At 67.4% G+C, this 15,920-nt stretch carries 10 protein-coding genes; 4 read left to right on the forward strand and 6 right to left on the reverse strand.

From position 1 onward, the window contains the following. Window positions 1–79: 79 nt before the first annotated feature. On the forward strand, window positions 80–2,677 hold the full coding sequence (locus HDA44_RS22670) for a GNAT family N-acetyltransferase (protein WP_184837562.1): 2,598 nt from the start codon (window positions 80–82) through the stop codon (window positions 2,675–2,677). A 17-nt stretch (window positions 2,678–2,694) separates the two neighbouring features. Here HDA44_RS22670 and HDA44_RS22675 read toward each other — a convergent pair whose 3' ends face one another. From HDA44_RS22675 to HDA44_RS22695, 5 genes are all read right to left on the reverse strand, one after another. Beyond that, window positions 2,695–3,519: an SAM-dependent methyltransferase gene (locus HDA44_RS22675; RefSeq protein WP_184837564.1), complete on the reverse strand. Its 825-nt coding sequence runs from the start codon at window positions 3,517–3,519 to the stop codon at window positions 2,695–2,697. A gap of 432 nt (window positions 3,520–3,951) precedes the next feature. Next, a complete protein-coding gene (gene treZ, locus HDA44_RS22680; RefSeq protein ID WP_184837567.1) occupies window positions 3,952–5,679 on the reverse strand; it encodes a malto-oligosyltrehalose trehalohydrolase in 1,728 nt (575 codons plus the stop codon). A gap of 5 nt (window positions 5,680–5,684) precedes the next feature. Next, window positions 5,685–8,081, reverse strand: coding sequence for a malto-oligosyltrehalose synthase (treY, locus tag HDA44_RS22685; protein ID WP_184837569.1), 2,397 nt, complete (start codon window positions 8,079–8,081; stop codon window positions 5,685–5,687). Beyond that, the gene (gene glgX, locus HDA44_RS22690) at window positions 8,078–10,195 is read right to left on the reverse strand and encodes a glycogen debranching protein GlgX (RefSeq protein WP_184837571.1); all 2,118 of its coding nucleotides are present in this window, start codon (window positions 10,193–10,195) and stop codon (window positions 8,078–8,080) included. Before glgX ends, treY begins: the two co-directional genes overlap by 4 nt. 247 nt (window positions 10,196–10,442) lie before the next feature. Continuing rightward, on the reverse strand, window positions 10,443–10,865 hold the full coding sequence (locus HDA44_RS22695) for a hypothetical protein (protein WP_184837573.1): 423 nt from the start codon (window positions 10,863–10,865) through the stop codon (window positions 10,443–10,445). Between the two features lie 59 nt (window positions 10,866–10,924). On the opposite strand from HDA44_RS22695, the gene HDA44_RS22700 reads away from it, so the two are divergent. The 3 genes from HDA44_RS22700 to HDA44_RS22710 are packed head-to-tail and all read left to right on the forward strand — an operon-like array spanning window position 10,925 to window position 14,237. Continuing rightward, window positions 10,925–13,054: a bifunctional polysaccharide deacetylase/glycosyltransferase family 2 protein gene (locus HDA44_RS22700; protein ID WP_337906270.1), complete on the forward strand. Its 2,130-nt coding sequence runs from the start codon at window positions 10,925–10,927 to the stop codon at window positions 13,052–13,054. A gap of 33 nt (window positions 13,055–13,087) precedes the next feature. Next, window positions 13,088–13,846 carry a S1 family peptidase gene (locus HDA44_RS22705; RefSeq protein ID WP_184837575.1) on the forward strand — a complete coding sequence of 253 codons (759 nt, stop codon included), beginning with the start codon at window positions 13,088–13,090 and terminating at the stop codon, window positions 13,844–13,846. 10 nt (window positions 13,847–13,856) lie between these two features. Then, window positions 13,857–14,237 (forward strand): cupin domain-containing protein, encoded by a 381-nt coding sequence (locus HDA44_RS22710; RefSeq protein WP_184837577.1) that lies wholly within the window; start codon window positions 13,857–13,859, stop codon window positions 14,235–14,237. Window positions 14,238–14,347: 110 nt separating this feature from the next. On the opposite strand, the gene aceB is transcribed toward HDA44_RS22710, so the two are convergent. After that, window positions 14,348–15,913 carry a malate synthase A gene (gene aceB, locus HDA44_RS22715; protein ID WP_184837579.1) on the reverse strand — a complete coding sequence of 522 codons (1,566 nt, stop codon included), beginning with the start codon at window positions 15,911–15,913 and terminating at the stop codon, window positions 14,348–14,350. Between the last annotated feature and the right edge of the window lie 7 nt (window positions 15,914–15,920).

The following is a 15,920-nucleotide window of genomic DNA, read 5'->3' on the forward strand; positions in this document are numbered from 1 at the left end:
CTGAGCATATTGCACTTGCCTGCCGGGTTGCCGCTGCGTAAGTTAGCCGAGCCTAACTTGATGAAGTGGGGGACTGCTGGTGAACGCGAGAGTGTTCCGGGACGCGTACGGCGTACCGCACCTGCGGGCCGGGGATCCGCTCGCGCTGGCGTACCTGCAGGGCGTGAACGCGGCCCGGGACCGGGCCTGGCAGATCGAGTACGAGCGGCGGCGGAGTCTCGGCACCACCGCCGCGTTCCTCGGCCCGGAGGCGGTCGGGTGGGACGTGTTCGCGCGGCAGGCACGACTGGATGACACCGCGCGGCGCTGCTTCGAGGCACTCGATCCGGAGACGCGGGAGTGGGTGGCCGCGTACGTCGACGGGGTGAACCACGCGCTTCCGAGCGGAGCGGCGCGGGCGCCTGAGTTCGCCGAGACCGGGCTGGCGGTGGAGCGATGGGATCCGTGGGCGCCGCTCGGGCTCTGGCTCGCGGTGCACATTCTGTTCGCGGGTTTTCCGGGCAAACTGTGGCGTACGCATGTGGTGGAGCACCTCGGTGAGTCGGCGGTCGAACTGTTCTCGTCGGAGGGGCCGCACGGGTCGGGGAGCAACGGGTGGCTGATCCCCGGATCGCATACCGCGAGCGGGCAGGCGATCCTCGCGGGCGATCCACATCGGTACATCGAGAGCCCTGGGATCTATCAACAGGTCCGGTTGACGTGCCCGGAGTTCGACGTGCTCGGGTTGGCGGTGCCTGGCATCCCGGGGATCGCGCACTTCGGTCACGCCGGGGGCGTTGCGTGGGCGATCACGAACGCGATGGCGGATTATCAGGACCTGTTCGCGGAGCAGCTTCGGCGTACTGCGGGTGGGGTCGAGGCGCTGGGGCCGGAGGGGTGGGCGACGGCGTCCACGCACACCGAGCAGGTGGAGGTCGCGGGCGGCGAATCGGTCGAGGTCGAGGTGATCGAGACGGACCGCGGCCCGATCATCAGCACTGCCGATCATCCGCCTGCGGCGGCGGGCGGTTCGGCGGGCGCGATCTCCTTGAGGTACCCGCCTCGGGTGACCGGGCGGTTGGGGTTCGAGGTGTTGCCTCGGTTGCTGCGGGCAACTTCGGTACGAGATGTGGACGCGGCTTTCGACGACTGGGTCGAGCCGGTGAACGTGGTGATGGCCGCCGACACCTCCGGCGGACTGCTGCACCGGACCGCGGGGGTCGTACCGCGCCGGCCACGCGAGAACATGCTGCGAGTCGTACCCGCGTGGGAGCCCGCTCACCAGTGGGACGGCTGGCACGACCCGATGCCGCGTGCCGACGTACACGGTCCGGCGGTGATGGCCAACGCACGCGAGCTCGCGGCAGGGCTCGGTGTCGAGTTCGCTGCTCCACATCGCGCCGACCGCATTCGCGAGCTGGTCAACGCGCGCGGCGACTGGTCGGTCGAGACCATGCCCGACATCCACACCGACACGTACCTCGGCTCAGCCGGCTTTGTACTCGATCTGCTCACCGAGCTCGACGATCTCTCCGCCGAAGCAATTGCCCTGCGCAACGACCTGTTGACGTGGGATCGGCACATGGATGCCGCCAGCACGACCGCATCCTCGTACGCCGCGGTGCGCAAGGCGCTCGTGTCCCGGCTCGCCGACCACTTCACGATGCTCGAAAACGCCGACGTACCAGAGCTCTTCACCGCGTGGATGGATCCGCTGACCCACGTTTCGTACGCGTTGGAGAACCTGATCGCCGCGGACCTTCCGGACGTCAACGTACGCTGGCTGGCTCGCGAGGCGCTTGAAGAGGTGGCCGCCCGCAAACCCCGCCCGCCGTGGGGCGAGACCCATCAGCTCGCGCCGTTGCACGCGCTGCGCGGCCCGGTGTTCGCGGCCGGTGAGCAGCCGCTCGACCTCGGGCTGTCCGGCGACCACCACTGCGTCATGTCGACGTCGAGCCTGCCCGGGTTGACCGATGTCTGCATCCGCGCGTCCGCCGCCCGGTACGCGTTCGATCTCGCGGACCGCGCGGACAGCCGCTGGATCGTGCCGCTCGGGGCGTCCGGTGTGCTCGGCGATCAGCATCATCACGATCAGCTTCCGCTGTGGTTGCGCGGGTCACTCGCTCCGGCGGCCGGTGAGCTGGCGCGCGAGGACGACGGGTACGCGACCACGTCCGCCCTGGGCGCCGTACGCGTCGAGGCGGCAGATCCTGAGCGGGACCTGGACCTGATCCACGACTGGGTGACGGCGGAACGGGCCGGTTTCTGGGGCATGACCGCACTGTCCCGCGCGGAGATCGCGGCCACGTACCGCTTCCTGGATTCGGTGCCGACGCATCACGTGTACGTCATGTCGCTGGACGGTACGCCGGTCGCACTGCTGCAGACCTACGATCCACAAGCCGATCCGGCCGGCACCGGGTACGAGATCGAGCCGGGCGACCTGGGCATACATCTCCTGATCGCCCCCGGCGAGCGCCGACCCGGTTTCACCGGCCACTTGATCACGGCGATCACCGACTTCGCCTTCACCCACCTGGGCCATCCACGCATCGTGGTCGACCCCGATGTCCACAACGCCAAGGCCATCGCCCGCTTCCACCGCAGCGGCTTCACCCTCGGCCCGACGACCACCATCCCGCAGCCGAACGGCACCACCAAAACCGCCCAACTCGCCTTCCTCACCCGCCCCGTTTGAGGAGTGGAGCGGCGGGGTCAGTTCTTGACGGCGAGGACCGCGGCGATCAGGCGCTGGTAGTCGGTCAGGTCGTCCGGCAGTTCGGGGTTGCGCCACTCGGCGGCGGCGGTGAGGCCGGGCTCTTGCACGGTGAAACCATCGCCGTACAGGGCAAGGATCTGGTCGTTGGTGCGCCAGCGACCACGCCCGAGTGAACCCTGCAGCACTTGCTCCAACTCCTGGCTGCGTGGGTCGTTCTCGCTGCGGAAGTGGCTGATGAAGACATGACTGCCGGCAGCGATCCGGTCGCGCCAGAAGCGGACGATCGCGGCCGGGTCCTCGTCGTCGTTCACGTGATGCAAGGTGGCGCTGAAGATCACCGCGACCGGCTTGCCGAAGTCGAGCAACCGGAGCGTGTCCGGGTTGTCGAAGATCGTCCGCGGCTCGCGCAGATCGGCCTGGATCACCGTGGTGTGGTCGTTCTCGGCCAGCAGCGCGCGACCGTGGGCAAGCACGATCGGGTCGTTGTCGACGTACACGACCTTGGAGTCCGGCGCGTACCGCTGCGCCACCTGGTGCACGTTGTCGGCCGTCGGCAGTCCGCTGCCGAGGTCGATGAACTGCCGGACCGGCGTGGTCGTGACGATCTCGCGGACCGCGCGGATCAGCGCGCCCCGGTTGTCGTACGCGATCTGCCGCGAACCCGGCAGCTCGTTGATGAACCGGTCGCCGAAGGCGCGGTCCACGGCGAAGTTGTCCTTGCCGCCGAGCAGGTAGTCGTAGGTCCGCGCGATACTCGGCTTCGTCGTGTCGAAGCCCGGGTACGGACCGCTCTCCGTCACCTGCTCGTCTGCGTCGGCCATCGCGAGAATTCCTTCCTGTCCGAGACAGAAGTCACTCTATGCGACCCGGAATCCACCGCGCTCCCGGCCCGGCCGGTCGTGCTCAGTTCAGCGTGTGTTTGGGTACCACCTGGTGGTCACGGTCGGGCACCGGGCGCACTGGGTGAGCCGACTGCTCAGCGGCGCGAGGGGCCGGGCAGACGGGTCCGCGGCGGATCGGTCCGCCGCCGAGTCTCCGGCTCTTCCACTGCTTCTCTTCGTAGTCGTAGTAAGTGTCGACGCCTCCGACTGTCATCCCGATCCTCCCGTCGAACCCCCCGTCCCCTGCTGGCTCATCCACAGTCCGCCAGGACAACCCCGGCAGACAAGCGATTCCGGAAATCACCACCGATCACCACGCTCGAACGGCGTATTGTGTTGGATTCCGCCGGAAATAGGGACGTTTGGAAAGTCCTAAACGGCGACGATCGCGACGCCGTGAGCGGGCAACAGGATTCCGGCCGGCGTCGCCTCGGCCGCGGCGAAGGACATCACCAGGTACGCGGGCGGTTCGTCGACCGGTACGACGCGCTCGGCCGCGCTCAGGTTCGCCACCACCCGCAAACTGCCGCGGGTCACCACCAGCCAGGCGCCGGCCGGGTCGAAGTCGATCCCGACGGACTCCAGCCGATCGTCCCGTAGCTCCGGCATCCGGGCCCGGAAGGTGAGCAGATGCCGGTACCAGGTCAGGATCTCGTGGTGCGGCGCCTCGTCCGGCTCCGACCAGTCGAGCACCGAGCTCCGCCAGGTCTCCGGGTCCTGCGGGTCGGGGATCTCGTCCGCCGCCCAGCCGAACTCGGCGAACTCGCGCCGCCGCCCGGTCCGGACCGCGTCGGCCAGCGCCGGCTCGTCGAAGTCGGTGAAGAACCGCCACGGGGTCGAGGCGCCCCACTCCGCACCCATGAACAGCATCGGCGTGTACGGCGAGGTGAGCACCAGCGCGGCGCCGATGGCGAGCTGTCCGGGTGTCAGCGCCGGCCGATCGCCCAGCGCCCGGTTGCCGATCTGGTCGTGGTTCGACGTGTACGCGAGGAACTGCCCACCCCGGTGCGTGTGCGGGTCGACCGGATGGCCCCACAACTTGTGCCGGAACGTCGAGTACGTCCCGTCATGCAGGAACACCCGGGTCAGGGTCTTGGCGAACACCGCCGGGTCACCGAAGTCCACGTAGTACCCGAACTTCTCACCGGTCAGCAGGGAGTGCAGCGCGTGGTGGAAGTCGTCGCTCCACTGCGCGGTCATCCCCATCCCACCGGACGACACCGGTTCGACCGTACGCGGGTCATTGAGGTCCGACTCCGCTACCAATCCCAGCGGGCGCCCGAGCTCGGCTGACAGCGCAGCGGTCTCTGCTGAGAGCTGCTGCAGGAGGTGGGTCGGGCTGTCATCCACTAGTGCGTGTACGGCGTCCAGGCGCAACGCGTCGAGGTGGAAGTCGCGGAACCAGCGCAGTGCGTTGTCACAGATCCACCGGCGTACTTCAGTACTGCCGGTGTCGTCGAGGTTGACTGCTGGTCCCCATGGCGTGGAGTGCTTGGTGGTGAAGTACGGACCGAAGCTGGACAGGTAGTTCCCGCTCGGACCGAGGTGGTTGTAGACAACGTCGAGACAAACGGCCAGTCCGGCTTCGTGACACCGGTCGACGAACCGCTGCAGTGCCTCGGGTCCGCCGTACGGGTCGTGGACCGCGTAGAGATCCACACCGTCGTACCCCCAGCCGTGTACGCCAGGGAACGCGGCGACCGGGAGCAGCGAGACCACCTCAATCCCTAGCACAGCCAGGTAATCCAGGTGCTCCGCGGCGGCATCCAGCGTGCCTTCGAGGGTGAACGTACCCAGGTGCAGCTCGTAGAAGACCGCGCCGCGTACGTCCCGGCCGGACCAACTGTCGTCGCTCCACTCGAACCGGTTCGCGTCAAACACCCTGCTGAACCCGTGTACCCCATCCGGCTGCCACGAGCTGCGTGGATCTGGAAGCGGGTCGCTGCCATCGACTGAGTACGCGTAGTCCGTTCGGTGGTGTGCCTCGACCACCTGTCGTTCCCACCAGCCATCAGCACCGGAGCGCATCGGCAGTACGCCGTCACGCAGTACCAGGTCGACAGTGGTTGCCTGCGGCACCCAGACGCGGAACGTGTGCATAAGGGTCAGCTCCTGACCAACAGGGCCACCGGTAGGTCCAACAGCAGCTCATCGATACGAGCCGCCCCGGTACCCACCTCGCGCCCGGTCAGTACATTCTTCCAGCGCCCACTCGGCAGCACCACCGTACTCTCGCCCCAACCACCCAGCCGCTGCAGAGCCGCCGGCAGTCTGGTTGCCACCGTGATAACCGCATCGCCACGTGCGAAGGCCACTGCATGCCCGTTGGAAGTCGGAAGCGGCGTGTAGCTACCGGCAAAGGCATCTGGGTACTGGCGTCGGATGCGCAAGGCCCGCGAAGTGACGAGCAGCTTCTCGTCGGACAGGTCGTCCGGCTTGCCGCCGGCGTCCAACCGCTTCAACCGCTCGATGCGCTCCGTGTAGTCCACCGGGCGTCGGTTGTCCGGGTCAACGAGGGACAGGTCGACCAGCTCAGTCCCCTGGTAGACATCCGGCACGCCAGGCATCGTCAGCTGCACCAGCTTCTGTCCAAGCGTTGCTGCTCGCACGTAGCCGGCCTGCTCATCCGCGAAGCGACGGACGGCCTCCAGCACGATCTGGTCATTCAGAACCGCGGTGGCGAACGCAGCCACCGTTTGCTCGTACTCTTCGTCCGGAGAGGTCCAGCTGGTGTTCCGCTTGGCTTCACGGATCGCCTTCAGCAGATAGCCCTGCATTCGCTCCTCGGCGAGCGGGCCGTTGTCCCAGGTACCAAACAGCGTCTGCCAGAACAGGTACTCCGTACTGCCGTCCAGTAACGGACTCCGGTGGTCTTCCGACCGCAGGCGCCATTCCCGCACCGCCTCGGACCAGGCGGCCGGCTGCTCCGACAGCACGCCGAGCCGAGCGCGTACGTCCTCGGACCGCTTGGTGTCGTGGGTGGACAGCGTGGTCATCGTCTTCGGCCAGTGCCGGTTCAGCTGGGTCGAGTACGCGTGGAACTCCTCCGGTGTGACTCCGAAGTGCTCCGGGTCGCCACCCACCTCGTTCAGCGACGTCAGCCGGAACCACCGGTAGAACGCAGTGTCCTCAACACCCTTGGCCATCACCGGACCGCAGGTCTGCTGGAAGCGCACGATCAGCTCGGCCCGCGCCCGTTCATCGATCGTGCTGGTCTCCCGACCGAGCAGCAGATGCAGCACGACGTCCAGCGTCGCCTGCCGGTCCTCGTCCAAGTTGGCCCGCGCCTTGTCGGCTGCCCGCTCCAATGCAACCACTGCTGTCGGCGGTGCGTCCTCGCCTGGTACGACGTACGCCCGGTACACGTCGAAGTGGACGAGTAACTCGGCCACGACTTCGTGGAAGGCCCTGCGCGTGTGATCACGCAGCCGTACGTCGTCCTGACAGATGCGGGCCAGTAGCTCGACCAGCCGATGCACCTCGGCGTACTGGCTGTTCTGTACGACCTCCCGCTTCGCCTCCTCCACTACCGGACCGAAGTCAGCCGGTGCGCCAGTCAGCTCAGAGTGCAGCGCAGCCAGTGGTGCAGCACCAGCTGGATCGACGAAGAGACCGCCGACGCGTAGTAGCGCGTCGTACCCGGTCGTACCGGCACACGGCCAGTCGCGGGGCAGCTCCTCGTCACCTTCGAGGATCTTCTCCACCACGACCCACGCACCACCAGTGCGCTCAGCCAGGCGACGCAGGTACCCGCGTGGGTCAGCCAGCCCGTCCGGGTGGTCGATCCGGTAGCCGTTGAGCTTGCCCTCGTGCAGCAGCTCCAGCAGAAGCTGGTGGGTCGCGTCGAAGACCTCCTGGATCTCCTGCCGCACTGCCGCGAGCGTGTCGACGTCGAAGAAGCGCCGGTAGTTCAGCTCCTCGTCAGCAACACGCCAGTGCGCCAGGCGGTACCACTGCTCGGTCACGAGCTCCTCAAGCGGCAGCTGCTCAGTACCAGGCCGGAGCGGGTACTCGTGCTCGTAGTACCGCAGCACGTCACCGTCAACGGACAACTCGTTGTCCGCCAGTACCTTGCCGATCCTCCTGCCCAGTACGGCCATCAGCAGCGGCTGGTTCCCCGAACCCCAGTCGACGTCGAACCACTCCGCGTACTGCGAACCAGGACCAAGCCGCAGCACCGACCAGAGCGCCTTGTTCAAACTCTCCGGCGTCGGCACGGCGACATGGTTCGATACGACGTCCGCGATCGCACCCATCCGGCTCTCGGCCAGCCGCGCCGACAGCCGCTCGAACGCCGGCCGGCCGCCCATCGGCTCCGACAGGCGGCTGTGGTCCACCACGTCGTACCCGTGGGTGGAGCCGGGCGCCGCCTGCAGGATCGGCGACAGGTACGCATGTGAGATCCCGAGGCCGGACAGGTACGGCACCACTGCCGCCGCGTCGTCGAAGTCGAACTCGGCGCGCAACTGGAACCGGTACGTGGCCTGCGGGACCGTCGTCATCCCGCTGCCTGCCTCGGGCGGGTCAGGACCAGCGTGCTCCGAGCAGGCAGTTGGAGCGTACGGCCGGCCGGGTGCGGCTCGTCGCTCGCACCACCGGTCGGTGTCGTGGTGTCCACAGCCACCGTCCAGCTCTCGCCGTACTCCTCCGGTGGCAGCAGGAAGTCGACCGGTTCGAAGTTGCTGTTCAGCAGCACCAGGAAGGAGTCGTCGACGACCGGTTCACCACGCGGGTCCGGCTCGGAGATGGCGTCACCGTTCAGGAACACCGCGATCGCCCGGGCGTCGTCGCGCTGCCAGTCGCCGTTCTGCATCTCGGTGCCCTTCGGCGTGAACCAGACCAGGTCACCGAGCCCGTCGATCCCGGTGTCGCCGTGGAAGAACCGGCGCCGGCGCAGGACCGGATGGTTGTTCCGCAGCCGGACCAGCGACCGGGTGAACTCCAGCAGGTGCTTCTGCGGCTCGGTCAGCTCCCAGTCGATCCAGGAGAGCTCGTTGTCCTGGCAGTACACGTTGTTGTTGCCCTGCTGCGTCCGGCCGAGCTCGTCGCCGTGCGCGAGCATCGGTACGCCCTGCGAGATCATCAATGTGGTCAGGAAGTTCCGCTGCTGCTGCGCGCGCAGCCGCAGCACCTCGGGGTCGTCGGCCGGCCCCTCGACGCCACAGTTCCAGGAGCGGTTGAAACTCTCGCCGTCCTTGCCGCCCTCACCGTTGGCGTCGTTGTGCTTGTCGTTGTACGAGACGAGGTCGCGCAGCGTGAAACCGTCATGCGCGACGACGAAGTTGATACTCGCCAGCGGCCGCCGGCTGTCGTCCTGGTACAGGTCGGACGAACCGGTCAACCGGGACGCGAACTCCGCCACCGTGTACTTCTCACTCCGCCAGTAGTCGCGCACGGTGTCGCGGTACTTCCCGTTCCACTCCGTCCACAGCGGCGGGAAGTTGCCCACCTGGTACCCGCCGTCGCCGACGTCCCACGGCTCGGCGATCAGCTTCACCTGACTCACCACCGGGTCCTGCTGGACCAGGTCGAAGAACGCCGACAGCCGGTCCACCTCATGGAACTGCCGGGCCAGCGTGGCGGCCAGGTCGAACCGGAAGCCGTCCACGTGCATCTCGGTAACCCAGTAGCGCAGCGAGTCCATGATCAGCTGCAGCACGTGCGGGTGCCGCATCAGCAGGCTGTTACCCGTACCGGTGGTGTCGTAGTAGTGCCGCTTGTCCTCGTCCACGAGCCGGTAGTACGCCGCGTTGTCGATGCCCTTGAACGACAGCGTCGGACCGAGCTCGTTCCCCTCGGCCGTGTGGTTGTAGACCACGTCGAGGATCACCTCGATGGCCGCCTCGTGCAGCGCCTTCACCATCGCCTTGAACTCGGTCACCTGCTGACCACGCGTACCGGTCGACGAGTACGCGTTGTGTGGCGCGAAGAAGCCGATCGTGTTGTAGCCCCAGTAGTTGGACAGGCCGAGCTCCTGCAGGTGCCCGTCCTGCGCGAACTGATGCACCGGCATCAGCTCGATCGCCGACACCCCGAGCTCCTTCAGGTGCTCGATGATGGCCGGGTGGCCGATCCCCGCGTACGTGCCGCGGATGTTCTCCGGCAGCCCCGGATGTGTCTTGGTCAGGCCCTTGACGTGCGCCTCGTAGATCACCGTCTCGTGGTACGCGTGCTCCGGCGGCCGGTCGTTGCCCCAGTCGAAGAACGGGTTCGTGACCACCGACTGCATGGTGTGCTCGCGGTTGTCCAGCGTGTTCAGCTCGTCCGGCTTGCCGAACCGGTAGCTGAACAGTGACTCGTCACCGTCCACCTGCCCGTCGATCGCCTTCGCGTACGGGTCGAGCAGCAGCTTCGACGGGTTGCACCGATGCCCCTCGGCCGGGTTGTACGGGCCGTGGACCCGGAACCCGTACCGCTGGCCCGGCTGCACGCCCGGCAGGTACGCGTGCCAGACGAAGCCGTCGACCTCGGTCAGTTGCACCAGCTGCTCGGTCCCGTCGTCACCGATCAGGGCCAGATCGACACGGTCCGCGACCTCCGAGAACACCGCGAAATTCGTCCCGGCGCCGTCGTAGGTGGCACCGAGAGGGTAGGGATGACCAGGCCATTTCTGCACTACATGACAGTAGCCACCCCGGCCCTCGGCGATCGCATCGCGGGTGGTTTCGGTGCCGAGAATTCACCCCGCACAAGGTTGCAGGAAGCTGCAAGACTTTTAACGTCCCAAAATTCTCTCGATTGGGCTAAGCTCTCGCCCTTGTGAAACCGCCTTCGCCTCGACGGCCGGTCTTCCTGGATTCAACCGGGCGCCGCCGCCGCACCATCCGCCGAACCGGGGCGCTGCTCGCGGTCCCTACTGTCGGTTACCTCGTGCTCATGGCCAGTAGTCTGCTCGGTGGACCGCAGCTGGACACACCGCTGATTCCGCTCCCCGTTGCGGCCAAGCCGAAGCAGACCATTCCCCCGGTCGGAGCGGCCGTGGACACGGCCCCGCCGCCGTCGGGCAGCACCACCACGCCCGGCACGTCCGCCACCGGGTCACCGTCGTCGAGCGCAAGCACGACCCAGTCCTCGACCGCGCCGACATCAGCCGGCACCACGGCGACCACCACGCCGGGAGCGCCCACGACCGCTGCCTCCACGCCGGTCGTGCCACCGGTCACTCCGCCGCCGCCGACCCTGACTGTCGTTCCGACCACGGCTCCGACGAGTGCGCCGACCACTACGGCAACGACCACCGCCACCACGACGACCGCACCGACGACCACGACCACCACGCACGGCAAGAAGCCGACGACTCCACCACCGGGCCGGACCAAGACACCGGGTAAGCCGTGAGCCGGTCGTGGCCAGGCCGGTAGCCCGGCGGGCGAAGCAGGTCCCACTACGGACGCACTGGATCGTCCTGACCATGCTGCTCGTCTGCCTGGCCACCATGCTCTTGCTGAACGGCTACACGCACCACATGTTCGGTGCGGCACCCGATGGCGCGGTCCAGCCGTCCGGAGGCGCCGCGGCGGTCCCGCGTTCGATCATCAAGGGCGGTCCGGTGATCGACGCGGGTACGGGTACGCCCCGGTCCGTCGCCGCGCACCCCCGGACCATCGCGCTCACGTTCGACGACGGGCCGGACCCGGTCTGGACGCCCAAGGTGCTCGATCTGTTGCGCGAGCAGGGCGTACACGCCACGTTCTTCGTGGTTGGCACCGCGGTCGCCGAGCATCCGGCGCTGGCCCGGCGGATCGTTGCCGAAGGGCATCAGATCGCCATACACAGCTTCACCCATGCGAACCTGACCACCGCCGCGTCCTGGCGTCGCTCAGTGGAGCTCCGGCAGAGCCAGCTGATCCTCGCGGGCGCCACCGGCGTACGTACGACGCTGCTCCGGCCGCCGTACTCGTCCGAGCCGAGTGCACTGACTGACCGCGACTGGGGGGCACTGCAGCAGATCCGTGCGGCCGGATACCTGTCCGTGCTGAGCAGCCAGGACAGCGAGGACTGGCGGCGCCCAGGTACTGAACAGGTGATCGCCAACTCGATGCCGCGAAGCACCGCCGGGCAACTGCTGCTGATGCACGACGCCGGCGGCGACCGCAGCCAGACCATCGAGGCACTGGAGAAGCTACTCCCCCGGCTGAAGGCCCGCGGATTCCGGTTCGCCACGGTCAGCGACGCCGTCGGCCTGCCCGACCCGACCCACAAGGCCGGTCTGGTGGAACGCGGCCGCGGTCTGGCCGTCATCGGGGTGATGCGGGCCAGCGATGCGGTGCTGACGATCATCACCTGGCTTCTGTACGCGGCCGGTGCGCTGAGCGTGCTCCGCGCCATCACCACCGTGATCGCCGCCCGCCGGCATGCACGGATGCGGGACTGGACCTGGGGACCACCGGTGACCGAGCCGGTCAGCGTGATCGTCCCGGCGTACAACGAGAGCGCCGGGATCGAGGCGGCGATCCGGTCGCTGGTCGCGTCCGATCATCCGCTCGAGGTGATAGTCGTCGACGACGGCTCCACGGACGGTACGGCGGATCTCGTCGAGGCGTTGCGCATCCCGGGCGTACGGGTGATCCGGCAGCCGAACGCCGGCAAGCCGGTCGCGCTCAACACCGGACTGCGGGCGGCACGGTACGAGCTGATCGTGATGGTCGACGGCGACACCGTGTTCGAGCCGGACGCGGTACGCAAGCTGATCCAGCCGTTCGGGCACCCGGGCGTCGGCGCGGTGTCCGGTAACGCCAAGGTGGGCAACCGGGGCGGTCTGATCGGGCGCTGGCAGCACATCGAGTACGTGATCGGCTTCAACCTGGACCGGCGGCTGTTCGACCTGGCTGAGTGCATGCCGACAGTGCCTGGTGCAGTAGGTGGGTTCCGGCGTACGGCACTGGAGCGCATCGGCGGACTCAGTGACGTGACGTTGGCGGAGGACACCGACCTGACCATGGCCCTGTGCCGCGACGGATGGCGCGTGGTCTACGAAGAGAGTGCGGTCGCATGGACCGAGGCACCGGCATCACTGGGCGCACTGTGGCGACAGCGGTACCGCTGGTGCTACGGAACGCTGCAGGCGATGTGGAAGCACCGTGGAGCACTGATCCAGCGCGGTAGTGCCGGTAAGTTCGGCCGGCGTGGTCTGACGTACCTCATGCTCTTCCAGGTACTGCTGCCGCTGCTGGCGCCCGTTGTGGATGTGTTCGCGATCTATGGCTTGGTTTTCCTCAACCCGGTTCGGGTGCTGTCCGTTTGGGCCGGGTTCGTGCTGCTGCAGCTGGTTATGGGGTTCTATGCGTTCCGGTTGGACGGTGAACGCGCTGGTCCGCTGTGGACGCTGCCGTTGCAGCAGTTCGTGTACCGGCAGCTGATGTACCTGGTTGTCATCCAATCGGTGTTCACCGCACTGGCCGGTACCAGACTGCGCTGGCAGCGGATGGAGCGCTACGGGAGCCTGCAGGCACCGGTCGGCCCGGAGGTTCGATAACCTACAGCGACTGATGTCGTACGGGGAGTAGGGATGCTGAAACGAGCCGCACTACTGGTCGGCGTACTGCTGACCGTCACCGCAGGAGCCAAGCCGTACGTAGTTGGTGGAACGCTGGCGAGTGTCAGCGAGGCCCCGTGGGCGATCGCACTGAACAACACCCAGTCGGCGTCGTCCAGCGGCCGGTACTGCGGTGCTGTCCTGGTAGCGCCGAACAAGATCGTCACAGCCGCGCACTGCATGGACGAGGCGGTCTCGACGTACTACGCCGTGCAGGGGCGAGCCGATCTGGCTGACGACTCCACTGGTCAGACGGCGAAGATCAGCAAGGTGTGGGTACATCCGAAGTACAACACCAAGGACAACCGGTACGACTTCGCCGTACTGACACTGGCGAAGCCGTTCGTCGGCGTACCGGTGCTTCCGCTTGAGACGCGTACGCGGGCCGACCGTGCTGGTGTCGTACCGACTGTCTATGGGTGGGGCGACACCCAGGGCACCGGGCCGGACGAGACACTGCAGAAGGCGGCGGTGCCGGATCTGGGCGACAGCACGTGCACCGCCAACCAGAGCTATGTAGCCAACGGGTACGCGGCAGCCACCAACATCTGCGCTGGGTACGTAGAGGGCGGCATCGACGCCTGCCAGGGCGACTCGGGTGGGCCACTGGTCCTCAACGGCCGCCTGCTCGGCGTGGTCTCCTGGGGCCAGGACTGCGCCCAACCAGGCAAGCCAGGCGTGTACGCCGAGGTCGCCGCCGCCGCACCCACCCTCCAGTCCCAACTGCACTGATACTGGATCTATGAGCGAGCCAGTCCGAGTGATCAAGGCCGGCGACCTGGTCGCCGCCGACCCCACCTCCGGCATGCTCCGGATGCGAGCCTTCGAACTCCCGATCCTGTGGGCCGGCCAGGTCATCACCCAACCCGGAGCGACCTCCGGCTGGCACCACCACGACAAGAACGAAAGCAGCCTCTACATCGTCTCCGGCGTCCTACGCCTCGAATTCGAAGGCACCGACGACTACCTGGACGCCGTAGCCGGCGACTTCGTCCACGTCCCCGCCTACACCATCCACCGCGAAAGCAACCCCAGCACATCTCCGTCCCTAGCCATCATCGCCAGAGCAGGCGGCGGCATCCCCACCGTCAACGTCGACCCACCTCACTCGAAACGCTCGTAGGCCGGCACCCCCACCAACCCTTCTCTACTTGAAACGCTCCTAGGCCGGCACCCCCACCAACCCTTCTCTACTTGAAACGCTCGTAGGCCGGCACCCCCACCAACCCTTCTTTACTTGAAACGCTCGTAGGCCGGCAGCGTCAGGAAGTCTGTGTACTCGTCTGCCAGTGCGACCTCAAGGAACAACGAGCGGGCGGCCGTGTAGCGGGCCGGGTTGTCCAGTTTGGTGATCTCTTCGTCGGCGATGTGTTCGACCAGCTCGGTGGTGACGGTGTCGCCGGTGTCGAGGACCACTTCGTTGCGGCGCCACTGCCAGATTTGGGAGCGGGAGATCTCGGCGGTGGCCGCGTCCTCCATCAGGTTGAAGATGCCGACCGCGCCGGTCCCCTCCAGCCAAGCGGCCAGGTACTGAATCGCGACGCTCACGTTATTCCGGAGCCCGGCCTCGGTCACCTCGCCCGGCGTGGCGGCAACGTCCAGGAGCTGCGCGGCAGTAACGGTTACGTCCTCCCGGAGCTTGTCCACCTGGTTCGGTCGCTCACCGAGCACCGAGTCGAACACCTCGCGACAGGTCTCCACCATGCCCGGATGCGCCACCCACGAACCGTCGAACCCGTCGCCCGCCTCACGCGTCTTGTCCGCCTGCACCTTCGCGAACGCCTGCTCGTTCACCGCCGGGTCCTTGCTCGGGATGAACGCCGCCATCCCGCCGATAGCGTGCGCGCCGCGCTTGTGACAGGTCCGCACCAGCAGCTCGGTGTACGCGCGCATGAACGGCACCGTCATCGTCACACTGTTCCGGTCCGGCAACTGGAACGCCGTACCGCGGGTGCGATGGGTTTTGATCACGCTGAACATGTAATCCCAGCGGCCCGCGTTCAGCCCGGCGGAGTGCTCGCGCAGCTCGTACAGGATCTCCTCCATCTCGAACGCGGCCGGGTACGTCTCGATCAGTACGGTCGCCCGGATCGTCCCGCGCGGGATGCCGAGCGCCTCCTGCGCGGTCACGAACACGTCGTTCCAGAGCCGGGCCTCGAGATGCGACTCCATCTTCGGCAGGTAGAAGTACGGTCCCTGGCCGCGGTCGAGCTGCGGTTGCGCGCAGGCGGCGAAGTACAGCGCGAAGTCGACCAGCGACCCGGACGTCGGCTCCCCGTCGACCAGGACGTGCTTCTCCGGCAGATGCCAGCCGCGCGGGCGTACGACGATGGTGGCGAGCTCCGCGTCCGGCTTCAGCGCATAGCTCTTCGTACCGGTGCTGAAGTCGATCCGGCGGGTGATCGCGTCCAGCAGGTTCAGCTGGCCGCCGACGACGTTCTCCCAGGTCGGCGTGTTCGCGTCCTCCTGGTCGGCCAGCCAGACCTTGGCGCCGGAGTTGAGCGCGTTGATCGTCATCTTCCGGTCCGTCGGCCCGGTGATCTCGACCCGCCGGTCGACCAGCCCCGGCGCGGCCGGAGCGACCCGCCACTCCGGATCGTCCCGGATCTCCTTGGTCTCCGGCAGGAACCCCAGCGACGCCCCGTCCGCGATCTCCGCGACCCGCCGGGCCCGGGCGTCCAGCAGCTCCCGCCGCCGCCCGTCGTACGCGCGGTGCAGCGTCTCGACCAGTCCGAGCGCACGCTCAGTGAGGATCTCGTCGTACCGCTCGTCCATCGGGCCGGTGACGTCGACTGCCACGTGAGAC

It is taken from the genome of Kribbella solani, assembly GCF_014205295.1.
GTDB lineage: Bacteria > Actinomycetota > Actinomycetes > Propionibacteriales > Kribbellaceae > Kribbella > Kribbella solani.